The organism is Pantoea sp. SOD02 (genome assembly GCF_024707505.1).
GTDB lineage: Bacteria > Pseudomonadota > Gammaproteobacteria > Enterobacterales > Enterobacteriaceae > Pantoea > Pantoea symbiotica.
Genome location: NZ_CP102604.1, coordinates 2033317 through 2056351 on the forward strand (window position 1 = coordinate 2033317; position 23035 = coordinate 2056351).

Sequence of the window (23035 nt, forward strand, 5' to 3'; positions counted from 1 at the left end):
ATGCGCACCTTACAGTTGCTGATATTCCTCGTCAGAAACCGGCTCAAGCCACTCATTGGAAGCGCCTTCAGCCGGTACTGCGATAGCAATGTGTGCGAACCAGCTATCGGCCGATGCGCCATGCCAATGCTTCAATCCCGCCGGAATGTTTACCACATCGCCAGCCACTAACTGACGCGCCGGCTGATTCCACTCCTGATACCAACCGGTTCCGCCAGTCACCAGCAAAATCTGGCCGCCGCCATGATGGATATGCCAGTTATTGCGGCAGCCCGGTTCAAACACCACGTTGCCGATGTTGACGCCTTCTGTCGTCAGCATGCTCAGATAGCTGGTACCGGTAAAGTATTGTGCAAAAGCGTCGTTTTTAGGCCCTTTCGGGAAGATACCATTGCCATCAAATTGGTCGTTCATCTTTATCTCCATGTAAGTGCAGCATGGTTAAAGTGTAGCGGCGGGATGGCTGAATGATAATGCGCTCAAAGCTGCAAGCACTTGTGAGCGCAATTCATTAATGCAAGGTGCGTGACATTGTCACTAATTGGGGTAAACAGATTGTGCTAACATTCCGCGACGATCGAACTTTCTTGCGGCTAACCACAGCAGCGCGGTGACAAACCAACCAATAATCCACGACACATCGTTACCGGCAAAAATCCAGGTTAACGAACCGTGATGCAGCGGATTATCAATGAACGGCAACTGAACCAGCACGCCGCAAAAGTAGACAACAATCCCCGCCCAATTCCAGCGCCCGTAACGTCCGTTGGGTTGGGAAAGCGCCGGCACATCGACTTTACCTTTGGTGATCAGGTAGAAATCCGTCAGGCTGATAGCGCTCCACGGCACAAAAAAGGCCAGTAAAAACAGCAGGAAATGAGTGAAAGATTTCAGGAACGCAGGTTCGCTGATCAGTGCAATCACACATGAGATCGTCACCATCAGCACCACAAACAGAATGCGGCCGCCACGACTTAACGCCGTTTTCTGACGGAAGCCAGAAACGATGGTGGTAAGCGACATAAAACTGCCGTAAGCATTCAGCGTGGTGAAGGTGATTTTGCCGAAGCAGATCGCGAAGTAAATCACCATCGCCATCGTGGCGCTGCTGCCTAAACTGACGATATAGCCAACCTCGTTGCCAGAAAAAGCCTTACCGGCAATCGCTGCGACAATCACACCCAAGGTCATTGAAGCTTGTGTGCCTAAAACGGTACCGAAGAAAACGCAGTTAAAGAGTTTTTTCGCTGAGACGTTGTCCGGTAAATAGCGCGAGTAGTCAGAGACATACGGACAGAATGCAATCTGCCATGATGACGACAACGAAACGGCCAGCAGGAAATTAGCGACGGTGAAATGCTGGTTTTGCCACACCGCAGAAAGGTCATGGGTTGAGAGCAGCGTGATAAACAGGTAAACAAAGGCGAGCACGCCAATCACGCTGGCCACTTTTCCGAGCTTGTGAATCACGCGATATCCCAGCACCGCGATGACGACGATAATCGCGCTGAACAGGATCATGCCTGAAGCATTGCTGGTATTGATCAGTTTGGCCAGCGCCTGTCCGGCCAACACCGTGCCGCTGGCAGAAAATCCGACATACATGATGCACACCAATACTAACGGAATCACCGCACCATAAACGCCAAACTGCATGCGGCTGGTGATCATTTGCGGCAATCCGAGGCGCGGTCCCTGAATCGCGTGCAGCGACATGATCGCCGCACCGACAACTTGCCCAACCAGCAATCCGATGATCGACCACACCACATCGCCACCCAACACCACCGCCAGCGCGCCGGTCACGATAGCGGTGATCTGCAAATTGCCGCCAAACCATAAGGTGAACTGGCTAAAAGGGTGTCCGTGGCGTTCGCTCGGAGGAATGTAATCAATGGATCGCGTTTCTGACAGGCGCTGTTTCTCTGCGCCGGCGTAATCTGCTGCAGGTGATTCGGCTGACATAGTTTCCTCGCTGAAGCGTCTAAAGAGGGCGAATTATTGTTAGTATGATGTGGCTTCTGTTGGTGATACATGTATATACATGTAGCGATATTGTCACGCAGAATAGAAACTTACAATACGATCGGTCATTGGAAAATGTGATGACGCGGGCAAGGTTGGCAGGAAGTGAAAACTTAAAGAATAACGCTGGCTTTAGAAAAGCCAGCGGACAAAATGCTTACTGATGTGAACAGCGTTGAGCAATTAGACGATCAATTCCCCACGGGCCACAGCCCTGAACCATTAACATCACGCACATCAAAATGTAACTGGATTCAGGCAGATACAGCAGCCAGCTATACCAGGTTAATAAATTCAGGTCGGCGGGAATGTGATGCAGTCCAACGGTAAAAAGTGCCACAAGGCTGATCACCAGCAACACTAAAGCGCCCAAACGCGTAAATAAACCCAGCGCCATAAGTAATCCAAACAGCGTTTCACAACTGGCGACAAACACTGACATGAACTCTGGAAAGGGAATGCCGGCTTCAGTGATGGTTTCCAGCATCAGCGCCTGATTAGCCGCAACAAACACTTTGTTAAAACCGGATGCGAAGAAGAACAAACCGAAAGCGACGCGCATGAGCGTCAACGGCAGGAAGTTAACGCTTCCAGGGGATTGAAATAGAGTGAGGCATCGTGCCATCTGAAATCTCCTTAATAATTTAGGAGCGGTAGTATATCAGGATAGTCCGTTTTGATGCCGTCTTAAGGCAAATTTCGCTGACGTCGCTACGCGAATTCTGCTAAAAGAGCAGGGTAGTAACCGCTGAGAATTCACGTAGAGTTGCCGGTTTTATCGCCAGAAATTACTTATCTTTGCCCATTGTCCAGGGATTTGGCGCTGCATCATCCGGCTTTGACGCAGAAAAATCATCCAGTGAATCCAGATAAAGCGCTTCAACTTCAGCGCGCGCCCATGGTGTACGGCGCAAAAACTTCAGGCTCGATTTGACGCTCGGATCGCTTTTGAAGCAGTTGATATTGATGAGCTTGCCCAGTTCGGCCCAGCCATAATGGGCGACCAGCGCATTAATTTGCATCTCAAGCGTCACGCCGTGCAAGGGATCTTTGGAGCGATGATCGTTCATAGGAAATCCTTAAAATGTTGACGGCAAAGGTTACAAGAAAGCCTCGCCAGCGGCAATGGTGCGATCTTCATTGCCGGTAAATGCGGTACACTTGTTGCAAGAAAATCACTATTGGACGGTACGCTATGAACGACAAGAAAATGATTTCCATCGATCAATTCAATCTCAGTGAACGCGTTGCAGTAGAAGAAGCGTTTAAAGGATTGATGGAGAAGTATCGCCAACGCACCGGCAAAGAGCCGGATGCAAAGAAAGAGAAAGAGTTCACGGCGGAAGCCCGACAGCAGGTCATGACGACGAAATTGGCCAAAGAGAAAGCGCTAGCTGAAAAAGCAAAGAAAACGCCAACGCGCAGGAAGAAACCGGAGTCGCTGAAAGAGAGCGAGGTTAGCGATTTCAACTGGAAGGCGTCAGTGATTAAAGGGCGCAGATAACGGCAGCGTGAGTTCAACAGTCCGTCGCCAGGATTATCGCTGGTTACGGATTGTTGGTGAATGAGGTAATTGAAGGCAGGTGATGGGATGATGGTGATTTGAGTGCGCGTTCACATACTTCATTTAACATAATATACATTATGCGCCCTTTGATGGAAAAGGAACCGTTCATCGGTTCCTCTCAAGTCACAAATACGCTTACGGACGTGCAGCCGTGCCATCTGGCAGGCGCGCATTGGTCCAGTCCGGAATCCCACCCGATACAGGATATTTCGCCGCCTCTTTCAGATCGATATCCACGCCCAACCCCGGACGATCGCTAAGGTACGCATAACCACGATCAATCTCTGGACAACCTGGGAACACCTCCTGCAGCGCCTCGTTGACCGGCGTGTACTCCTGAATACCAAGATTGGTGATGCTCAGATCGATATGCAGGTTTGCCGCCACGCCAATCGGTGAGATATCGCCAGGACCATGCCACGCGGTGCGCACGCCAAACAGTTCGGCAAAGGTCGCCAGTTTCTTCGCGGGTGTGATGCCGCCAATGGTGCTGACGTGGCAGCGAATATAATCGATCAGCTGGTTTTGAATTAACGGCTTCCACTCGTTGATTTGCGTAAACAGCTCGCCCATGGCAATCGGCGTGCTGCTTTGGCTGCGTAACTTGCTTAGCCAATCGATATTCTCCGGCGCAACCGGATCCTCAAGGAAAAACAGCTGATACGGTTCGAGTGATTTCGCGAGCTGAATCGAAGCGATTGGCGTGATGCGCTCGTGCACATCATGAATAAACTCCACGCCAAAGCCGAGTTTATTGCGCAGATGATCAAACAGGCGCGGTACGGCGCGTGCATAAGCATCCGGATCGAAATAGATGCCGTGCGTAGGATTACGCGGTGATACTTTCGGCTGAATATTGCGGGCCTTGGCCAGCTTGCCGGCAATCAGACGTAAATCATCGGTACCCGCGCCGCCATACATGCCCATCTGACAGCGCACATATTGATAGCCCTCCTCCATGCGCGCGCGAATGTTATCTTCAACTTCAATCTCATCTGCGCCGTCGCAGTGACGATAAAGCGGCACGCCATCACGACATTTGCCGCCAAGCAGTTCATATACCGGCAAGTCGGCGACTTTGCCCTTCAGATCCCACAGCGCCATATCAACGCCGGAGAGCGCATTATTCATCACCGGACCGTTACGCCAGTAACCGCTCACCGCTGCCGATTGCCAGATATCTTCGATACGCGCCGGGTCTTTACCGATCAGAAACGGCTTCATGTAGTTTTCGATGGCTGCGGCGACCGCATAGATGCGCTGAGTAAAGGTGGCACAGCCCAAACCGTATAAACCGGGTTCGCTGGTTTCGATTTTTACCACCACCAAATCGATGCCGCCTGGCGCGGTAAGGATGGTTTTTACATCGGTAATTTTCAGGTTACTCATCATGATCCTCACGGTAGCTGGATAACATGCTGTATGATGTCCTACATGTTATGTGTATTAAAAAGCCCTGTTCAGGGCTTTTGGTTATTCAGTTATGGCGTACATCTTCAATGGCGTGCACGTTATGGGTCATCGCACTATTAAGCGTCTCGGCCGCCAGCGCCGCATCGCGGTTTTTCAACGCCATAAAGACTTTGATATGGGCTTCTACGCTTTCCAGCGTGATGCCTAACACCCGATTTAACTCTTCCAGGTAATGCACATAAATCCCTTTCAGGGATTCCATTACGTGGATGAACACCTTGTTGTGCGAGGCTTTCACAATCGCCAGATGGAAATCGTAATCCGCCAGCGAGTACTTTTTGTAGTCATCTTTACTCACCAGCATGCGATTCAAGGCGCTTTCCAGCACTTTGACATCTTCATCAGTGGCGTTCTGAACTGCCAGCTCCATACATTTGAACTCGACGGTCTGACGGAAAACCCGCATATCATCAAACTCTTCCTGCGACAGATGCAGAATGGGCTGGTTATCACTGAACGATCCGTAGCGCGCCACTTCGCGGGTAACATATGTGCCCTTCCCCTGATGCGTCACCACTACGCCAAGGTCGCGCAGCTTCTGCACGGCACTCCGCACGCTGACGCGGCTCACCTGAAAGGTTGCGGTCAATTCCGCTTCAGAGGGCAACTTACAGCCCGGCTCCCACAGACCATCCTGAATGTTCTGCTTCATCTGTTCGTAGATGACATCAACCACATTATGTTTTTGGATACTTTCCAGCGCCACGGCGTTACTCACTTGTCCTACATGTCTACCGCTTTTTAACGCGTCACTGCTCGCAACACAAGCAGCAATTTTTTGTGTGGCAAAAGCGATAATACGAAATTCCGTAATTTAATGATTATTTTCATTGGTTTAACCATCAAAGGTAGATGATTGCCTTTTGGCGATGACATTAAATATTTGTGAGATATCTTACAAATCTCTCGCCTGCCAATTGCTGCCTTTCTGCGCATCACGTAAAAGTAATTCATCCAACTTGTTAGTCATGTTACATGAAGGACGTTTTGTTATGCAGACCTTATTTAACCTCTCCGGGAAAACCGCCCTGATCACCGGTTCAACGCGCGGCTTAGGATTCGCTTATGCACAAGGCCTGGCGCAAGCCGGCGCAAAAGTGCTGCTGAATGGCACGCGTCAGGAGCATATGGATACGGCGCTGGAACAATTACAGAAGCAGGGATTTGACGCCCGAGGCTTTCTGTTCAATGTGGCAGATGAAGCCGCGATTGAAGCGGTATTCCAGCAGCTCGACGAAGAGAGTATTCACGTCGACATTGTGATCAACAACGCAGGTATTCAGTTCCGCAAACCGATGCTGGAACTGGCATTGAGCGACTGGCAGCGCGTGCTGGATGTCAATCTCACCAGCGCGTTCCTCGTTTCGCGTGCGGCAGCCAAACGCATGGTGCAACGTCAGCGCGGCGGGAAAATTATCAATATCGGATCGCTAACCAGCGAAGCCGCGCGCCCTACCGTCGCGCCTTACACTGCGGCGAAAGGCGGTATCAAACTGCTGACTAAATCGATGGCGGCTGAATGGGCGCCGTTCAATATCCAGACCAACGGCATCGGGCCGGGCTACATCCTCACCGATATGAACGAAGCGTTGGTTGAAAACGAAGAGTTCAATAAATGGGTCTGCAGCAGCAACCCTTCTGGCCGCTGGGGAAAACCCGACGAACTGGTGGGTACCGCCATTTATCTGGCGTCCTCTGCTTCCGATTACGTCAATGGCCAGATGATTTACGTGGATGGCGGCTGGCTCGCCACCTTGTAACAGCGACCTAAGCTGGGCATCAAGACTCAGCTGTATCCTACTCAAGCGACCTGAGGTCATACCATGAACCAGAATATTGCAGGGATTTTACCGGCCAGTCGGTGGGGAAAACTCATCCCGATTGCCTTTATTACCTATAGCCTCGCCTACCTCGATCGTGCCAACTACGGTTTCGGTGCCGCCGCAGGTCTGGCTGAAGATCTCAATATCACGCCCGCCATTTCAGCTCTACTCGGCGCACTATTTTTCCTTGGTTACTTCTGTTTTCAGGTGCCGGGCGGCATATACGCTGAAAAGCACTCGGCGAAGAAGCTGATTTTCTGGAGCCTGATCCTGTGGGGCGCATTGGCTACCGCCACCGGCATGGTGCACAGCGTGGCGCTGCTGGCGGTGATTCGCTTCCTGCTTGGCGTGGCGGAAAGTGTGGTGATGCCGGCGATGCTGATCTTCCTCAGCCACTGGTTCACGCGCGCGGAGCGATCCAAAGCCAATACTTTTCTGTTCCTCGGCAATCCGATTACCGTGTTATGGATGTCGATCCTCTCCGGCTATCTGGTGAATTCCTTTGGCTGGCGCGGCATGTTCATTATTGAAGGTGTGCCCGCCATTTTGTGGGCATTTATCTGGTGGAAAATTTATGCCGACCGACCGCGCGATGCCAAATGGCTGAGCGAAGCGGAAAAGCGTGCAGTAGAAAACGCGCTGGCGGCAGAGCAGCAATCGATCAAACCGGTTAAGAATTACCGTGAAGCCTTCCGCTCGCCTAAGGTGCTGGCGCTGGCCTTTATCCACTTCTTTTGGAATATCGGCATGTACGGTTTCATCATGTGGCTACCTTCAATGCTGAAGAGCGCGTCCGGCATGGGCATCGTCGCGACCGGTTGGCTCTCTGCCGCGCCCTATCTGCTCGCCGTGCCGCTGATGCTGACCGCATCTTGGTTCTCCGATAAATATCAGCAGCGTAAAAACATCGTGCTGCTTTTCCTTGGGCTGGGCGCGGTGTGCTTCATTGCTTCCTTTACGCTCGGTGCGACCCACTTCTGGCTCTCATGGGTGCTGTTGGTGATTGCTGGCGGTGCGATGTACACGCCGTATGGCCCGTTCTTCGCGGCGATTCCTGAGATGCTGCCACGCAACGTGGTGGCGGGCGCGATGTCCTTCGTGGTCTGTTTCGGTGCGCTGGGGTCGTTCGTCGGCGCGTGGATTGTGGGCTATCTCAATGGCCTGACCGGCAGCCCGGCGGCATCTTACGTATTTATGGGTGGATCGCTGGTTGTCGCGGTATTACTCACCGCGCTCACCACCTTTAGCAGCCTGAGCACGCCAACGGCACAAACCCGCTCTGCATACTAATAGAGAATGAAGTCATGACCATGAAACCCACGCGCACGCGTTTAAGCGTTTTATTCATGCTGTTTATTGTCACCGCGATTAATTACATGGATCGCGCTAACCTGGCGGTGGCCGGTTCCCATATTCAGGGCGAGTTTTTCTTATCCGCCACCCAACTCGGTTTGCTGTTCTCTATGTTTACCTGGTTTTATGCGCTGAGCCAAATTCCGGTCGGCTATCTGCTTGACCGGATTGGTTCGCGCTGGCTATACGGCAGCGCGATTGTGCTGTGGAGCCTGTTTACCCTGCTGATGGGATTGGCATCGCATCACTTTTTCACCACCGCCACTGCGTCATTTATGATGCTGTTGGTGTGCCGCGCGCTGATTGGCGTGGCGGAAGCGCCCTCTTTTCCCTCCAACACCAAAATCATCGCCACCTGGTTTCCCGACCATGAACGTGCACGTGCCACGGCAACCTACTCCAGCGCGCAATATATTGGCCTGGCGCTGCTGACGCCGGTGCTGTCGTTTATCGTCAGCCAATGGGGCTGGGAGATGTCGTTTTATCTCTCTGGCCTGGTTGGGATTGTGTTCGGTATTTACTGGCTGATTGTCTATCGCGATCCGCAGCACAGCAGCAAAGTGAATGACGCTGAACTTGATATTATTCGCAAAGGCGGCGGACATGGTTCGGTGAATCAGCAAACCGGCAACGGCAAAGTTAACTGGCAATCAGTGAAATATATTCTGCGTCAGCGCACCACATGGGGTTTGTTTATTGCGCAATTTGCGGCTTCATCGACGCTCTACTTTTTCCTGACCTGGTTTATTGTCTATCTGGAAAAAGGGCTGCATCTGTCGATCGATAAAGCGGGGATTGGCGCGATGTTCCCTTATCTGATGGCGATGGCGGGCGTGCTGTGTGGCGGAACGCTGAGTGATTTCCTGTTGAAGCGTGGCCGCAGCCGCACTTTTGCGCGCAAGCTGCCGGTGATGCTGGGCATGTTGCTTACTTGCTCGATTGCGCTGGTGAATTTCTTCCAGGATAGCCCGGTAATTGCCATTGCCATTCTCTCTATCGCTTTCTTCGCCAACGCCTTCTCTAATCTCGGCTGGGTGGTATGCAGCGATGTGATTCCGCGCCACTTAATCGGCACCATCGGCGGCTTTCTGAACATTTTTGGCAATCTTTCCGGCATTGTCAGCCCGATCATCATTGGCGTTATTTTGCAGCGCACCCACAACTTCCAGTATGCCATGTGGTACATCGCCGCCGTCGCGCTGATGGGCTTTTTGGCCTACCTGCTGCTGGTTGGCAAAATTGAAGTGATGACACCGCCCGGCGAAGAACGCGCTGAAAATAAGAAGAAATTCGAAACCCCTTCAAACGCATAGAGAGAAGCAAGATGCAGCAGAAAACAGTGAACGCGGTGATCGTCAATGCCGCACATGATGTGCGCTGTGAGTCGCGGGAAATTGAGTGGAACGCACAGCAAGTGTTGGTCAAAGTTGAGCGTGGCGGGATTTGTGGCTCGGATATTCACTATTTCCAGCATGGCCGCGCGGGCATGTCGGTGCTGAAAGCGCCGATGATTTTAGGCCATGAGTTTGTTGGCATCATCGAGCAAGTGCCAGAAAACAGCGACCTGAAAGTTGGCCAGCGCGTGGCGATCAACCCTTCCCAACCCTGCCAGTTGTGTGCGCTGTGTCAGGAAGGAAAACAGAACCTTTGCCGCTCAATGCGCTTTATGGGCAGCGCGCAGTTTTTCCCACATGTTAACGGCGGATTTGCCCAATATGTGGCGGTGAATCCCGTGCAGTGCGTGCCGTACAGCGATAGCGCGGATGCTAAAGTGATGGCCTTCGCCGAACCGCTGGCAGTGTGCATTCATGCGGTACGTCAGGCGGGTGATTTAACCGGCAAGCGCGTACTGGTCACCGGTGCCGGTCCGATCGGTTGTCTGGTGATCGCGGCGGCACTGGCTTCGGGAGCTACCGAAGTGGTAGCTACCGATATCAGCGAACGTTGCCGTCAGTTGGCGAACGAGATGGGCGCCAGCGCGGCGATCGATCCGCGTGACGAACAGCAAACTGTACTCTTTGCGGAAAATGGCGGCAGTTTTGATATCTGCTTTGAAGCTTCTGGCGCAGGCGCGGCGGTGGCTTCGCTGGTTGCCTTTACCCGTCCGGGCGGCATTATCGTGCAACTCGGCATGGGCGCGGCTGAAGTGAATTATCCTATCGGACCGCTATTGGTCAAAGAGGTGCAGTTGCGCGGCTCCTTCCGTTTCACCAGCGAATTCACTACGGCGGTACGCTGGCTCGAGCAAGGCAAAATCAATCCGCTGCCGCTGCTATCAGCCGAAATGCCCATGCAGGATGCGGCACTCGCGCTGGAACTGGCAGCGGATAAAGAGCGTGCAGCTAAGGTGCAGCTGGTTTTTTGATGAAGTGAATATTCCCGGTTATATGCCGGGAATTTTGTAGGGTCGCCATTTATGGCGTAATGCTCGTCAGTTAAGCGTCTTTCGGTCACCATAAATGGCGACCCTACAAAGGATTGGCGCGTTTTTCGTGGGGTGCGCATTCATGCGCACCTGCATACATATGCAAATTAATGCTGAACTGAGCGGCATAAGCCCAATGGACGGCCTTTTTTGCATTTGAAGTACAGCGGAGTAATTTAAGCAGGAAATAAAACAGGCTAATTAATATATTTGCTGCCAACGTGAATAACGCGGCAGCAATTAACTTAACGGCTTACTTCATGTCCAATCAAACCACCGATTGCCGCGCCGCCCAGCGTACCGAAGGTGCTGCCACCCGTAAGCACCGCGCCGCCCACCGCGCCGACACCGGCACCAATCGCGGTATTTCTGCCACGATGCGACATGCCACAAGCGGTAACAGAAAACATAACCAGCACGACAATAGCGATATTACAGCTGCGTTTTAAAAGCATACAAAGCCTCACTGCCATGAATAGATGGCATGCAAAAATGTTTATTTGATTGTTGTTAAAATACCCAATCTGTTGTGACTGGCACTGCTCGTCGGCGTGAATTTAAGGTGTTTTACGCTAAGGCGGAAGGTAAAAATTCCTATTTGGTGATGGTACTAGCGAGGCGGCGAGAAAGTCACCGCCTCATTAGATTAGGAGGCAGTCCGCTTTACGCGGACCACCGTTCTCACCATCGCCAGCGTAGCAACAATCAGCAGTATGCCGCCCACCATCGCCATGGCTTTAAAACCAAGATGCTTAAACATCATCAGGCCGACAATCCCGCCAATCAGGAAAGAGAAAATGGTGGTCAGATGCGTCCACAGCTGGCGTTTCTGGCCCGAGATCTGCTTTGACGGATCGCGGCGGAACAGCGCCGCTAATACCGATGCCAGTGAAATCCCGGCATCGGTCAAGGTGCCGGTAATATGGGTAGAGCGCACGCGGCCATTGGATAACTGCGTTGAGGTTGAATTATGTACGCCCATCAGGAAGCCGAGAATAACAATAACTTCCCGGTTATTGGCCGATGAATAAAAGAACATTTCAAACAACGATAACGCGATTAAGGCCAGCCCTTCAACCCACAGTATTTGGCAGAATATAATACGATTGCCGTTGGCTAATCCGCTGATCACCACCATTCTCGCCGTCACCGCACCACAAACAAAGGCAAACAGAATGGTGGCTAAAAAGGTGATATCGCGGAAATTAACGTTCGAAACTTCACTGGATAATTGTGAGGTATTACCTGACATGTGTGAGGGGAAAAAGCCAAACGCCCCCAAGGCGATCGCATTGAGCACGCCGGCTGCGGTGGCGAGCCACATTGCCAGATTCCTGTCCTCATCATGCGTTCGTGTGCGTTTAAGTTTAATCAGCATCAGATACCTCATTATTCTGAACCAGGGCCGAATAATAACCATAGAGCACTACGCTGCGTGCATGACCAGGAAATTGCCGAATAAGACGCTGAAAGAATTAAAGAAAGTAAAAAAATCAACGAGGCGGGAATATATTTAAATTAATGTAAAGATTGGCATGCCATATAATCGTAGGGTCGCCATTTATGGTGACCCTCTTTTCACGAATTAACCGAATGATTTATTTTCATTGGCGCGACCACCACATTTACCCCTAAATCCTGCATACGACGCAAAATAGGTACCGGCGTACCCTGATTGACAATCACCACATCGAATTCACTTAGATGCGCAAAGCGGTGCAGCGCCCGGCGTTCAAACTTGGTGTTATCCATCATCAGAATGCGCTGCTGCGCGGCGTCAAACATCGCGCGTTTGGTCTCCACCGTTTCAGCAGATTGATGGAACACCGCATCGTCGATAATCGCTGACATGCTGACGAAAAACACGTCGGCGCGCAGGCTGGCAATCTCATCCCGCGTCATACGGCCCATAAATGCATTGCACCAGTGATAGAACTGTCCGCCGAGGCCCATCAAGGTGATATCGCGGCCGTTGCGCAGCTCGTTCATTAAGGTCAGTGAATTGGTGATCACCGTCAGCGGCGCGCGTGCGGAGAGCAGTCGCGCCATTTGCAGCACGGTGGTGGAGTCATCGAGGAAAATCGCCTGCCCCGGTTCGAGATAGGTGGCGGCGACATCGGCAATCGCCTGCTTCTCTTCCAGTTGACGCGTGGCGCGGTAGATATCGCTGGATTCAACCAGGCTGGTTGGCGTCGCAGAGACCACGCCGCGCGATTTATGCAGCAGGCCGCGTTCTACCATCTCGTCAATATCGCGATGCGCGGTCATCAAACTGATGCCAAAGCGATCGGTGATATCTTCGATGCGGATCGCCCCTTCAGCCATTACCGCTTCGGCGATTAGCTGACGACGGGCGAGCTGGCGCGCCTGACGGCTATCGCTGGGTAAGGTTTCGGCCATAAATACGCTAAGGGAAGAGTCCTGCGGGTTGTGCGCCATATTTCATCCGAGAAAGTGAAGCGGAAAGCGGGTTCGGCACTCATTACAGCGTCTAATTGTGGTTTTGGCAAATGCTTGAGGTCGCCATAAATGACGACCCTACAGAAGATATCGCGTTATGTAGGGTCGCCATTTATGGCGACCTGGTTTATTTACTGCTTCAGAACAAACGGTGAAGCAAAGTTACCGGCGTTCTCTTTGGTGATCAGAATGCAGTCAAACAGCTGCTTCTCCGATGCCGCTCCGGTTTTGCCGGTTTTCAGGAAGCTATCCGCCTGCTCTACTGCTTTCTGCGCGAACTGGGCCACAGGCTGCATCACGGTGTAAGCCAGCGTACCGGCTTTCACCGCATCGACCGCATCCGGTGAACCGTCAAAACCGCCGACTTTGATCTGATTCAGTTTGCCAGCTTCTTTCAGCGCAGCGATCGCGCCCAGCGCCATTTCGTCATTGCCGCTGATCACACCTTTGATGTTGGGATTGGCCTGCAGCAGCGACTGCATTTTATTGAAGCCCTGGGTGCGGTCCCAGTTAGCCACTTCCTGGCCGACTTTCTTCAGCGTGGGATATTGCGTCAGCACAGTGTCAAAACCGTTGGCGCGGGTGGCGGCGTTATTATCTGACGGCGGGCCAACCAGCTCGACATAGTTCGCGGTATCGCCCACCTGCTTCACCCACTCCATCGCGCCAACCGCCGCGCCCTGCGCGTTGTTAGAAACCAGCTGCGCTTTGGCGAGGCCGCTCTGATTCAGTTCGGCGTTGATGATAAACACCGGAATATTAGCGGCGATGGCTTTTTTCACCGAGCCGACCGAACCATCGGCGTTAGCCGGATCGAGAATAATCGCTTTCGATTTATTGGTGATCGCCGTATCAATCAGTTGGCTTTCGGTATTGGTATCGCCCTTGTGCGCGCTGACTTTGGCGCTGTAGCCCAGCTTTTCAGCGGCTTTCTGCGCCACCTGACCTTCCGTCAGCCAGTAAGGGTTGGAAGGATCGTTAACGATGATAGTCATTAACCCGTTATCTGCCCAGGTGGGTGCAGCAAAAGTGGTGATGGCCATAGCTGCGGCCGCGATGAAGAGACGTTTAGTGAACATAGTTGGTGCTCCGTTATTATATGGGGTACAGGTTTTACGGATATCCGCGCGCTGCTGAAACAGCGCGCGTGAGTTAGCGAGCGCGCCGTCCGTATTGCAGGGTGTTGAGCAATACCGCCAGCACGATCACGGCACCAGTGAACACCGTCTGCCAGTAAGCAGAGACGCCGATAATCACCAGGCCATCAGAGAGAAAACCAATCACGAACGCGCCAAGCAGCGTACCGCGCACGTTGCCGCGTCCACCGGTCAGCGCCGCGCCACCAATCACCACCGCCGCAATGGCGGTCAGTTCATAGGTGGTACCGGCGGTTGGGCCCGCCGAGGTGAGCTGTGAGGAGAGCACCAGCCCGGCGAGTGCGGCGCAGACGCCAGACAACACATAGACGCTGATTTTGATGCGTTTCACCGGCACACCCGACAGATCGGCGGCGCGCTCATTACCACCCGAAGCGTACAGCCAGCGACCAAACGCCGAGCGGCTGAGCAGGAAACCACACGCCAGCGCCACCACGCCCAGCACCAGCACGCCAACCGGGATATTGAAGATGCGATTAAAGCCGAGCCAGTCAAAGCCGGTATTCCCCAGCGCTTCGCTGCCTGAGAGTTTGTTGTAAGTCAAACCGTTGGTGATCAGCAGCGCAATGCCGCGCGCCACATACATGGTGCCGAGCGTAGCGACGAATGCCGGAACGCGGAACCAGGCAATCAGTACGCCGTTGACTAATCCCACCAGCGCGCCGACCACCAGCGTCAAAATCGCCACCGCCCACACCGGCAGATAGAGCACCACGCCGAGCGCTTCCAGGTTGATGCCCTGCATCATAAATCCGGCCATCACCCCGGCGAGACCGAGCGTGGAGCCCACCGATAAATCAATGCCGCCGTTAAGGATCACCAGCAGCATGCCGATCGCTGGCAGACCAAAAATCGCCACGTGCGATGCCATGGTGAGGAAGTTGGCGCCGGTAAAGTAGTTGGGCGATAACATTGAGAAGGTTGCAATAATCACCAGCAGCGCGATGAACGCACGCCCTTCCAGCAGCAGCCGCGCCACATTCAGCTGCTTGTCGCTTTTTTTCTTGTTAACCACCGGCGGCGTATCCAGCGTTTGGGTTCTGTCAGTCATACCTTTTGCTCCACTTTTCATGTCATGCCACCAGAGACTCGCCTGAAGCGGCCATAATGCGTTCTTTACTGACGCTTGCGTCGAAGATGGCGGAGATGCGCCCTTTGCTCATCACCACAATGCGATGGGCAATACTCAGACATTCGCCCACTTCCGAGGTGGTATACACCACCGCCAGCCCCTTTTTGGCGTTCTCCGCCAGCAAGCGAAACACTTCCGCTTTGGCACCGATATCGATGCCACGGCTCGGCTCATCCAGCAGAATCACTTTGGGACGGGTGGCGAGCATTTTGCCTATCACCACTTTTTGCTGATTGCCGCCGGAGAGCGATCCAATCGCCGCATCGCCACCGGCGGTCTTCACCGTCACGTTGCGAATGCTGTCGTTGACCAGCTGTTTTTCCCGGCTTCTGGAGAGCACCAGCCCGCGCACAAAGTCGCCGATGCTGGCGAGCGACAGGTTTTCACCCACCGACATGGTTTGTACCAGGCCATCGCGCTGCCGATCTTCTGGTACCAGCGCCAGCCCAATTTGAATGCGTTGCGAGATGTTCAGCGCGGAGATATCGGTGTCCTGCAGCAGAATATGGCCGCTGCTTTGCTGCAGACGTCCGGCGATGCACTCCAGCAGCTCGGTGCGCCCCGCGCCCATCAGTCCATAAATGCAGACGATCTCGCCGGCTTGCACCGCCAGCGAGAGGTTGTCCACCAGTCGAATGCCGGTTTTGCTTTTCAGCGTCAGATCTTTCACCGTCAGCGCCGGCAGCCCGAAGTCGTAACCCTGCGGCGGCGATCCCAGATCAAAGTGATCGCCGACCATGTTGCGTACGATCCATTCGAGATCGATCTCATCGCGTTTGGCGTAGGCGGTCATCACGCCATCGCGCAGCACCACCGCGCGATCGGTAATCTCCAGCGCCTCTTCGAGATGATGTGAGATATAGACAATCGCCACGCCCTGGCTGGTTAAATCACGGATCACCTGGAACAGCACCGCCACTTCTGCTGCGCTCAGGGCTGAGGTGGGTTCATCCATGATCAGAATCTGCGAATTGACCGACAGCGCGCGCGCAATCTCCACAATCTGCTGTTGGCCCAGACGCAGGTTTTCCACTGGCGTTAGCGGATCAATCTCCTCCTCCAGCGCCGCCATCAGGTGCGCCGTCACGCGCGCCTCTTCGGCATAATCGACGCCGCCCGGCTTTATGATTTCGCGGCCCATAAAGATGTTGTCGCGCACGTTCATATTTGGCGCGAGATTCAACTCCTGATGGATAATCGAGATGCCGCAGTCACGCGCTTCGGTGGCGGATCGAAAGGTCTTCTCCTCGCCATTTAATAAGATTTCCCCGGTTGTTGGCGTAATCACGCCTGACAAAATTTTCATCAGCGTCGATTTACCCGCGCCGTTTTCACCAAACAGCGTGGTCACTTCGCCACGACGAATTTCGAAATTGACGCCCTTCAGCGCGTGCGTGGAGCCGTACACTTTGCTGACGTTTCGCGCCTGCAGAATCACTTCGCCTTTCAGCAAGGCGGGATTGAGGTTGAACGGTTTCATTTCACCTCCATGCTGACCGGCGTCACCATCCAGTTCTTCGCGTTGAGCAAACGGAACACGCCAACCACCTGCACGGTTTTACCCGGTAACGCATCACGATCCAGCTTGTCGAGCACCGCGCTTTTCATTGCGCGATTGATCGCCGAACCGGCATTTTGATACTCGATTTGGTTAGTGAAATCGCCGAACTGAATCTTGCCGTTGGCGTCACGCAGATCGGTGCCAGTAATCGCCGGACCGGTTTGCAGCCGCACCTGCATATCTCCCGGTAATCCGTCGATTTTCAGCGGAAAGATACCCATCTGCCCCGCTTGCACCACGCCTGAGAACTTAACAGCGAACACCGGCAGCGGCGCGCCAACGCCATACTTCTGCACCGCTTCCTGCTGATTCGCTTGCAGCGCATCGGCTAACGTTTTGGCCTCTACCGCGCGTGATTCAACATCCTGCTGAATGGTTGGGAAGGTTTTCTGGCCGTAACTGTCCGGCGAGAATCCCTGCTCCTGCGCATCATCGGCGGAACCAATTTTTACCACCTTGGTGTCGAGCGCCATCGCCGCGATCACCGCGATCACCACCACACCGAGAGTGGCGTAGCGCCGGACGCGCTTACGGGAGATTTGCTGGGCCTGAATTGAGACATCGGACATAACGTGACCTCTCACTGACATCAGCTGCGATAATCGCGCCGATAATGTTATAAATGTGGTAACTTGTGTGATGAGAATTGTGCTGGTGTGACTAAATTGTCAACAGGTGGCGCGCAATTTTTTCAGGAGAGCGATCTGGATCGCTTATTTGATGTCGGTCTCGTCACAAAGCGTATTAAACCCCGTCATATAAGCCTTTTTGCCGTGATATCTCATTTCTCCTTGTGAGGTTTTACCACCTAATCCGTGATCTGCTTCGCTATCCGAAGTGAAATTTATTGGTTTTATCGAAAAATAATACAGATGATATGTTATCTCAGTGAGAAGTGGTGTAAGACATTATTTAGCAAATTCATCACAGCCCATTAACACCTTTCCGGTGATCACGGCGATGAACAGAACTCTTCTTCTTTCGGAGGTGTACGTGGATAGTGGCGATATCATTCTGGGTCTGGATTCCGGCACCTCGGTGGTTAAAGCGGTGGCGTTTGATCTGGAAGGCACGCAACTGGCATGCGCATCGGTGCGTAACAGTTATTACCGCAGCGAAGGCGGTGCAGCGCAGCAGTCAATGAGCCAAACCTGGCAGGATGCGGTCACCGCGATACGTAAACTGGACGAGCGCGTCGACAATCTCGCCGCGCGGGTTGTTGCAGTGGCCGTCACCGCACAAGGCGACGGCAGCTGGCTGGTGGGTGCCAATAATCAACCGGTCGGCGATGCGTGGATTTGGTTAGATGCGCGCGCGGCACCGACGGTTGAACAACTCAATCAACATCCGTTAGCCGCCGCACGCTTTAGCGCCACCGGCACCGGACTCAACACCTGCCAGCAGGGATCGCAGCTGGCGCACATGGATCACTTCTTTCCCGAGCTGTTAGCCAACAGCGAAGTGGCGCTGCACTGCAAGGATTGGCTCTACCTCAATCTCACCGGCATTCGTGCTACAGATCCTTCCGAGGCCAGCTTCACCTTTGGCAACTTCCGCCACCAGCGTTATGACGATCAGGTGATTGCCGCGCTGGGGCTGGAACAGCGTCGCCATCTGCTACCGGAAATTATCGAAGGCACGGAAACCACGCATCCATTAACCGCTGAAGCCGCGCAGGCCACCGGTTTACGGGCCGGCACGCCAATCTGCCTCGGCTATGTCGATATGGCGATGACCGCGCTTGGCGCTGGCGTGCATACCGGGGAAGCCAATACCGCATGCTCGATTGTCGGATCGACCGGCGTGCATCTGCGCAGCGTCACCATCGATGAGGTGTGGCTTAATCCGGCGCAAACCGGCTACGTGATTCCGCTGCCGTGGCCGGGCTATGTCACCCAGGTGCAAACCAATATGGCATCAACACTCAACCTCGACTGGCTACTGAATCTGGCCAGCGATCTGCTCAACAGCTTTGGTTGTGAAATCGATCATGCCCGCTTGGTGGGACATATCGATCGCTGGCTCAACGCGGCCAAGCCCGGCAGCCTGCTCTATCACCCTTATATCTCGATTGCCGGTGAACGCGGGCCGTTCGTCAATGCCGAGGCGCGCGCCAGCTTTACCGGCCTGAGTTACACCCACAATTTTGGCGATCTGGTGCGGGCGGTGATCGAAGGCATCGGTTTTGCCGCGCGCGATTGCTATCAGGCGATGGGCAGTTTGCCGGGCGAAATTCGTTTAACCGGCGGCGCGGTGCGTTCGCAGCCGTTACGCCAGATTTTGTCGGCCTGCATTGGTGCGCCGGTGCGCATCAGCCAGCGCGACGAAGCCGGAGCGGCCGGTGCCGCGATGATGGCGGCGGTGGCGATTGGCGCCTATCCGTCGATGGAGAGTTGCGTCAAAACCTGGGTGATGCCGCTGCTGGATGCGCCCGAAGCGCCAGCTAGTGAACTGATGCAGCGCTACAACCAGCTGTTCCCCACCTATCAGCAGATGCGTAACGATCTTCCTGCCGCCTGGCACGCGCTAAAACAGTTTTAAGGAGTAAATCATGAGTGAACACATGCTGGATCTGTTTGTGATTGGCGGCGGTATCAACGGTGCGGGTATCGCGCGTGACGCCGCCGGTCGCGGCTTGTCGGTGATGATGTGTGAGAAAGATGACCTCGCGCAGGGCACCTCATCGCGCTCCGGCAAGCTGGTGCACGGCGGGTTACGTTATCTGGAGTATTACGAGTTTCGTCTGGTGCGTGAGGCTCTGATCGAGCGCGAAGTGCTGCTCAACGCCGCGCCGCATATCATCTGGCCGATGCGCTTTGTGTTGCCGCACAGCCCAACCGATCGCCCGGCGTGGCTGGTGCGTTTGGGCCTGTTTCTTTATGACCATCTTGGCGGCCGTCAAAAGCTGCCGGGCACGCGTTCGCTGGATTTATCGCGCGATCCTGAAGGTGCGCCACTGCTGGATAACTACAGCAAAGGATTCGAGTACTCCGATTGCTGGGTGGATGATGCGCGGCTGGTGACGCTGAATGCGCTGGATGCCGCCGAGCGTGGCGCCACCATTCTGCCGCGCACCCGCTGCGTGGCGGCAACACGTCATAACAGCAAATGGGAAATCACCCTGCAGGATGCCAGCGGCACCTCGCGCACCGTGTTTGCCAAAGTGCTGGTTAACGCTGCCGGGCCGTGGGTGCTGGATATCGTTAATCAGGTGACGCACACCAAAAGCAGTCGCAACGTGCGGCTGGTCAAAGGCTCGCACATCATCGTGCCGAAATTCTGGGAAGGTCAGCAGGCTTATCTGGTGCAGAACACCGACAAGCGGGTGATTTTTATTAATCCGTATGAAGGCGATAAAGCGCTGATCGGCACCACCGATATTCCGTGGCAAGGTAAAGCGGAAGCGGTCACCGCCGACGACAGCGAACAGCAATATCTGATCGACGTGGTAAATCGCTACTTCAAGGTGAAACTGCGCGCCAGCGATGTGATCACGCGCTTCTCCGGCGTGCGTCCGCTGTTTGATGATGGCAAGGGCAATCCATCGGCGGTGACGCGTGATTACGTGTTTGACCTCGACGATCAGCAAAACGCCCCGCTGCTGCATGTGTTTGGCGGCAAGATCACCACCTTCCGCAAGCTGGCTGAACACGCCATTCAGAAGCTGGCACCGTTCTTCCCCAACATGGGAGCGGACTGGACGCGAGGAGCCACCTTACCGGGCGGCGATATGCCACACGCCGATTTCGACAGTTTCTTAGAGCAGGTAAAAGCACGCTGGCCGTGGCTACCGCAGCCGCTGCGTAAACACTATGCGCGGCTGTATGGCACGCGTATCGATAAGTTGATCGGTCATGCCAATGCGCTGGGCGATCTTGGCCGTCATTTTGGTGGGCAACTGTATGAAGCCGAAGTGCGTTATCTGGTGGAAAACGAGTGGGCGCAGCAGGCTGAAGATGTGTTGTGGCGTCGCACCAAGCATAAATTGCACCTCGATGACGCGCAGCAACAGGCTTTTACCCAGTGGTTCAACGCCACCTTTGTTGCTCCCGCGCCGCTGCGTGCGCATGCCGGATAAGAGGTGAAACATGCCGTTAACGCTGTCACTGAATACCAATCCGCTGGTGAATCGCTTTGCCGATCCGCAGGATTTGATTAACACCGTGGCGCAGCAGATCCGCATCCGTGATGTGCAGCTCACCCATGAATTCATCAATCCCGGCTGGCCCGCTGCGACCATCACGCGCATGACGCGTTTGATGCAGCAGGCGCTGCGCGCCACCGGCGTGCGCGTCACCTCCGGCATGACCGGGCCGTATGGTCGACTCAACCACTTTGGCCATCCTGATGTTGAAGTGCGCCGCTATTACGTCGACTGGTTCAAAACCTTCGCTGATATCACTGCCGAACTGGGCGGCGACTCGGTGGGATCGCAGTTCGCCATCTTTACTCAACAGGATTTCAACGATGTTGCGCGCCGCGAAGCACTGATCGATATCGCCATTGATTGCTGGGCCGACGTTGCCGAACACGCCAAAGCCGCCGGACTGAAATACCTGTTTTGGGAGCCGATGAGCGTCGGCCGCGAGTTTGGTGAAACCATTCCTGCCTGTTTAGCACTGCAGCAGCGTTTGAGCGAAGCCTCGATGGCGCTGCCGATGTGGATGATGGCGGATATCGATCACGGTGATGTTACCTCCGCCGATCCGCGCGATTACGATCCCTATGCGTGGGCGGAAGCGGTGCCGCGTTATTCTCCGATTATCCATATTAAACAGAGCATGCTGGATAAAGGCGGACACAGACCTTTTACATTGCAGTACAATGCCAGCGGCCGCATTCAGCCCCAGCCGCTGCTGGATGCGCTGGCGCGCGGCGGCGCGCAGGATAATGAGATCTGCCTTGAACTGAGCTTCAAAGAGCGCGAGCCAACCGACAGCAATGTGGTGGCCGAGATCGCCGAAAGCGTCGCCTTCTGGGCCGGACATATTGATACCGGCGTGCAGGATCTGCATTTGTCTAATTAACAGGACGTATAAATAATGAAACCGGCACCAACCTCGACTGAACGCGACGAATCTCTGGCGCTGCGCGCCGCCTGGCTGCACTACGTCGGCGGTTTAACGCAGGCGGAAGTGGCGAAACGACTTGGGCTGCCGTCGGTGAAAACGCACCGCATGATTGCGCGCATGGTGGCGGAAGGCGCGGTGAAGGTGTCGATTGATGGCGATATTGTCGCCTGCGTCGCGTTAGAAGATCGGCTGCGGGCGAAATTCGCGCTTAACTTCTGTCATGTCGCGCCCGATCTCGGTGAAGAAGGCTTGCCGGTGCGTGCGCTGGGTATGGCGGGCGCGGATTACCTGCGTAACCTGCTCACCGCGTCGCCTTCTACCACGCTAGGTCTGGGACACGGCCGCACCCTTTCCGCCGCCATCCACCAATTGCCGCGTATTGATGCGCCACATATGCGCTTTGTCTCGCTGCTCGGCTGTTTAACCCGCAACTACGCGCTCAATCCCCACGACGTCATGCATCGTATCGCCGAGAAAACCGGTGCGCAGGCTTACATGATGCCTGTGCCTTTCTTTGCGAATACTCAGGAAGATCGTGAAGTGTTGCTGGCGCAGCGCGGTGTGAGCGAGGTGTTTGCCATGGCGGCGCAGAGTGAAGTCAAACTGGTGGGCATTGGCACCGTGGAACCCGCCGCTCAGCTGGTTGAAGCCGGTATGATTGATGAAGCAGAGATCAATGATATCTCCTCATCCGGAGCGGTCGGCGAACTGCTGGGCCACTTCTTCGATGCCAACGGGCAGATGATTCACACCAACCTGACGGCACGCACCTTGTCGGTGGATCTCGATCTTTCGCATCGCGCAGAGATTGTCGCCCTGGCAGGCGGCGCTAGTAAAGTTGCTGCGATTCGCGCCGTGCTGGCCAGCGGTCTGGTGACCGGTTTGATTACGGATGAAGTGACGGCGCAGGCGTTGGTGGGTTAAAGCAGAATGGTTAGATGTTCTCTGTATAGCACCAATAATGTTTATTGGTACTATACAGAGAAC

Annotated in this window: 22 protein-coding genes; 9 read left to right on the forward strand and 13 right to left on the reverse strand. The window is 54.3% G+C overall.

The features are described 5' to 3' along the window. Positions 1 to 9: 9 nt before the first annotated feature. The 4 genes from NR302_RS09495 to NR302_RS09510 all read right to left on the reverse strand — a co-directional run bounded on the left by NR302_RS09495 (position 10) and on the right by NR302_RS09510 (position 3095). A complete protein-coding gene (locus tag NR302_RS09495) occupies positions 10 to 414 on the reverse strand; it encodes a cupin domain-containing protein (protein WP_154156110.1) in 405 nt (134 codons plus the stop codon). A gap of 123 nt (positions 415 to 537) precedes the next feature. Then, entirely contained in the window at positions 538 to 1965 is a 1428-nt protein-coding gene (locus tag NR302_RS09500; RefSeq protein WP_258145107.1) for a cytosine permease, read from the reverse strand. Between the two features lie 217 nt (positions 1966 to 2182). After that, a complete protein-coding gene (locus NR302_RS09505) occupies positions 2183 to 2650 on the reverse strand; it encodes a DoxX family protein (RefSeq protein ID WP_258145108.1) in 468 nt (155 codons plus the stop codon). 163 nt (positions 2651 to 2813) lie between these two features. Next, positions 2814 to 3095 (reverse strand): VF530 family DNA-binding protein, encoded by a 282-nt coding sequence (locus tag NR302_RS09510; protein ID WP_154193413.1) that lies wholly within the window; start codon positions 3093 to 3095, stop codon positions 2814 to 2816. Between the two features lie 125 nt (positions 3096 to 3220). On the opposite strand from NR302_RS09510, the gene NR302_RS09515 reads away from it, so the two are divergent. Beyond that, positions 3221 to 3529, forward strand: coding sequence for a hypothetical protein (locus tag NR302_RS09515; RefSeq protein WP_154193416.1), 309 nt, complete (start codon positions 3221 to 3223; stop codon positions 3527 to 3529). Between the two features lie 198 nt (positions 3530 to 3727). On the opposite strand, the gene NR302_RS09520 is transcribed toward NR302_RS09515, so the two are convergent. Together NR302_RS09520 and NR302_RS09525 are read right to left on the reverse strand one after the other, a co-directional pair. Beyond that, positions 3728 to 4981, reverse strand: coding sequence for an enolase C-terminal domain-like protein (locus NR302_RS09520; protein ID WP_008104104.1), 1254 nt, complete (start codon positions 4979 to 4981; stop codon positions 3728 to 3730). Positions 4982 to 5069: 88 nt separating this feature from the next. Further along, positions 5070 to 5771, reverse strand: coding sequence for a FadR/GntR family transcriptional regulator (locus NR302_RS09525; RefSeq protein ID WP_008104106.1), 702 nt, complete (start codon positions 5769 to 5771; stop codon positions 5070 to 5072). A gap of 286 nt (positions 5772 to 6057) precedes the next feature. Here NR302_RS09525 and NR302_RS09530 point away from each other — a divergent pair, with 286 nt between their 5' ends. The 4 genes from NR302_RS09530 to idnD all read left to right on the forward strand — a co-directional run bounded on the left by NR302_RS09530 (position 6058) and on the right by idnD (position 10606). Continuing rightward, positions 6058 to 6825, forward strand: coding sequence for an SDR family oxidoreductase (locus NR302_RS09530; RefSeq protein WP_258145109.1), 768 nt, complete (start codon positions 6058 to 6060; stop codon positions 6823 to 6825). Positions 6826 to 6888: 63 nt separating this feature from the next. Further along, complete coding sequence (locus NR302_RS09535) at positions 6889 to 8178, forward strand: MFS transporter (RefSeq protein ID WP_008104110.1); 1290 nt, start codon at positions 6889 to 6891, stop codon at positions 8176 to 8178. Positions 8179 to 8198: 20 nt separating this feature from the next. Continuing rightward, positions 8199 to 9554, forward strand: a complete 1356-nt coding sequence (locus NR302_RS09540; protein ID WP_258145181.1) for an MFS transporter — start codon at positions 8199 to 8201, stop codon at positions 9552 to 9554. Between the two features lie 11 nt (positions 9555 to 9565). Beyond that, positions 9566 to 10606 carry an L-idonate 5-dehydrogenase gene (idnD, locus tag NR302_RS09545; protein WP_258145110.1) on the forward strand — a complete coding sequence of 347 codons (1041 nt, stop codon included), beginning with the start codon at positions 9566 to 9568 and terminating at the stop codon, positions 10604 to 10606. Between the two features lie 305 nt (positions 10607 to 10911). Here the strand turns inward: idnD and NR302_RS09550 are convergent, their stop codons facing one another. From NR302_RS09550 to NR302_RS09580, 7 genes are all read right to left on the reverse strand, one after another. Then, complete coding sequence (locus tag NR302_RS09550; RefSeq protein ID WP_061718879.1) at positions 10912 to 11121, reverse strand: glycine zipper 2TM domain-containing protein; 210 nt, start codon at positions 11119 to 11121, stop codon at positions 10912 to 10914. 191 nt (positions 11122 to 11312) lie between these two features. Then, positions 11313 to 12044: a YoaK family protein gene (locus tag NR302_RS09555; protein WP_061718878.1), complete on the reverse strand. Its 732-nt coding sequence runs from the start codon at positions 12042 to 12044 to the stop codon at positions 11313 to 11315. Between the two features lie 200 nt (positions 12045 to 12244). Beyond that, positions 12245 to 13105, reverse strand: coding sequence for a DeoR/GlpR family DNA-binding transcription regulator (locus NR302_RS09560; protein ID WP_258145111.1), 861 nt, complete (start codon positions 13103 to 13105; stop codon positions 12245 to 12247). Between the two features lie 152 nt (positions 13106 to 13257). Continuing rightward, on the reverse strand, positions 13258 to 14205 hold the full coding sequence (locus NR302_RS09565; RefSeq protein ID WP_007888383.1) for a D-ribose ABC transporter substrate-binding protein: 948 nt from the start codon (positions 14203 to 14205) through the stop codon (positions 13258 to 13260). A gap of 73 nt (positions 14206 to 14278) precedes the next feature. Continuing rightward, positions 14279 to 15334 carry an ABC transporter permease gene (locus tag NR302_RS09570; RefSeq protein WP_008104141.1) on the reverse strand — a complete coding sequence of 352 codons (1056 nt, stop codon included), beginning with the start codon at positions 15332 to 15334 and terminating at the stop codon, positions 14279 to 14281. Between the two features lie 22 nt (positions 15335 to 15356). Continuing rightward, positions 15357 to 16895: a sugar ABC transporter ATP-binding protein gene (locus NR302_RS09575; RefSeq protein ID WP_258145112.1), complete on the reverse strand. Its 1539-nt coding sequence runs from the start codon at positions 16893 to 16895 to the stop codon at positions 15357 to 15359. Next, positions 16892 to 17545 (reverse strand): DUF2291 domain-containing protein, encoded by a 654-nt coding sequence (locus tag NR302_RS09580; protein WP_258145113.1) that lies wholly within the window; start codon positions 17543 to 17545, stop codon positions 16892 to 16894. The genes NR302_RS09575 and NR302_RS09580 overlap by 4 nt, the downstream gene beginning before the upstream one ends. A gap of 424 nt (positions 17546 to 17969) precedes the next feature. Between NR302_RS09580 and NR302_RS09585 the strand changes: the two genes are divergently transcribed. The 4 genes from NR302_RS09585 to NR302_RS09600 are packed head-to-tail and all read left to right on the forward strand — an operon-like array spanning position 17970 to position 22972. Beyond that, a complete protein-coding gene (locus tag NR302_RS09585) occupies positions 17970 to 19517 on the forward strand; it encodes an FGGY-family carbohydrate kinase (protein ID WP_258145114.1) in 1548 nt (515 codons plus the stop codon). A gap of 10 nt (positions 19518 to 19527) precedes the next feature. Further along, positions 19528 to 21054: a glycerol-3-phosphate dehydrogenase gene (locus tag NR302_RS09590; RefSeq protein WP_258145115.1), complete on the forward strand. Its 1527-nt coding sequence runs from the start codon at positions 19528 to 19530 to the stop codon at positions 21052 to 21054. 10 nt (positions 21055 to 21064) lie between these two features. After that, positions 21065 to 22003, forward strand: a complete 939-nt coding sequence (locus NR302_RS09595; RefSeq protein WP_258145116.1) for a sugar phosphate isomerase/epimerase — start codon at positions 21065 to 21067, stop codon at positions 22001 to 22003. A 15-nt stretch (positions 22004 to 22018) separates the two neighbouring features. Next, positions 22019 to 22972 (forward strand): sugar-binding transcriptional regulator, encoded by a 954-nt coding sequence (locus tag NR302_RS09600; RefSeq protein WP_258145117.1) that lies wholly within the window; start codon positions 22019 to 22021, stop codon positions 22970 to 22972. Positions 22973 to 23035 lie beyond the last annotated feature (63 nt).

Excerpts from the sequence above, each read along its gene's own strand:
- NR302_RS09520 (WP_008104104.1), bottom strand. The coding sequence starts at position 4,981 with ATGAGTAACCTGAAAATTACCGATGTAAAAACCATCCTTACCGCGCCA.
- NR302_RS09600 (WP_258145117.1), top strand. The coding sequence starts at position 22,019 with ATGAAACCGGCACCAACCTCGACTGAACGCGACGAATCTCTGGCGCTG.
- NR302_RS09510 (WP_154193413.1), bottom strand. The coding sequence starts at position 3,095 with ATGAACGATCATCGCTCCAAAGATCCCTTGCACGGCGTGACGCTTGAG.
- NR302_RS09500 (WP_258145107.1), bottom strand. The coding sequence starts at position 1,965 with ATGTCAGCCGAATCACCTGCAGCAGATTACGCCGGCGCAGAGAAACAG.
- NR302_RS09565 (WP_007888383.1), bottom strand. The coding sequence starts at position 14,205 with ATGTTCACTAAACGTCTCTTCATCGCGGCCGCAGCTATGGCCATCACC.
- NR302_RS09535 (WP_008104110.1), top strand. The coding sequence starts at position 6,889 with ATGAACCAGAATATTGCAGGGATTTTACCGGCCAGTCGGTGGGGAAAA.
- NR302_RS09550 (WP_061718879.1), bottom strand. The coding sequence starts at position 11,121 with ATGCTTTTAAAACGCAGCTGTAATATCGCTATTGTCGTGCTGGTTATG.
- NR302_RS09590 (WP_258145115.1), top strand. The coding sequence starts at position 19,528 with ATGAGTGAACACATGCTGGATCTGTTTGTGATTGGCGGCGGTATCAAC.
- NR302_RS09580 (WP_258145113.1), bottom strand. The coding sequence starts at position 17,545 with ATGTCCGATGTCTCAATTCAGGCCCAGCAAATCTCCCGTAAGCGCGTC.
- NR302_RS09495 (WP_154156110.1), bottom strand. The coding sequence starts at position 414 with ATGAACGACCAATTTGATGGCAATGGTATCTTCCCGAAAGGGCCTAAA.
- NR302_RS09570 (WP_008104141.1), bottom strand. The coding sequence starts at position 15,334 with ATGACTGACAGAACCCAAACGCTGGATACGCCGCCGGTGGTTAACAAG.
- NR302_RS09595 (WP_258145116.1), top strand. The coding sequence starts at position 21,065 with ATGCCGTTAACGCTGTCACTGAATACCAATCCGCTGGTGAATCGCTTT.
- NR302_RS09505 (WP_258145108.1), bottom strand. The coding sequence starts at position 2,650 with ATGGCACGATGCCTCACTCTATTTCAATCCCCTGGAAGCGTTAACTTC.
- NR302_RS09530 (WP_258145109.1), top strand. The coding sequence starts at position 6,058 with ATGCAGACCTTATTTAACCTCTCCGGGAAAACCGCCCTGATCACCGGT.
- NR302_RS09560 (WP_258145111.1), bottom strand. The coding sequence starts at position 13,105 with ATGGCGCACAACCCGCAGGACTCTTCCCTTAGCGTATTTATGGCCGAA.
- idnD (WP_258145110.1), top strand. The coding sequence starts at position 9,566 with ATGCAGCAGAAAACAGTGAACGCGGTGATCGTCAATGCCGCACATGAT.
- NR302_RS09515 (WP_154193416.1), top strand. The coding sequence starts at position 3,221 with ATGAACGACAAGAAAATGATTTCCATCGATCAATTCAATCTCAGTGAA.
- NR302_RS09540 (WP_258145181.1), top strand. The coding sequence starts at position 8,199 with ATGAAACCCACGCGCACGCGTTTAAGCGTTTTATTCATGCTGTTTATT.
- NR302_RS09575 (WP_258145112.1), bottom strand. The coding sequence starts at position 16,895 with ATGAAACCGTTCAACCTCAATCCCGCCTTGCTGAAAGGCGAAGTGATT.
- NR302_RS09555 (WP_061718878.1), bottom strand. The coding sequence starts at position 12,044 with ATGCTGATTAAACTTAAACGCACACGAACGCATGATGAGGACAGGAAT.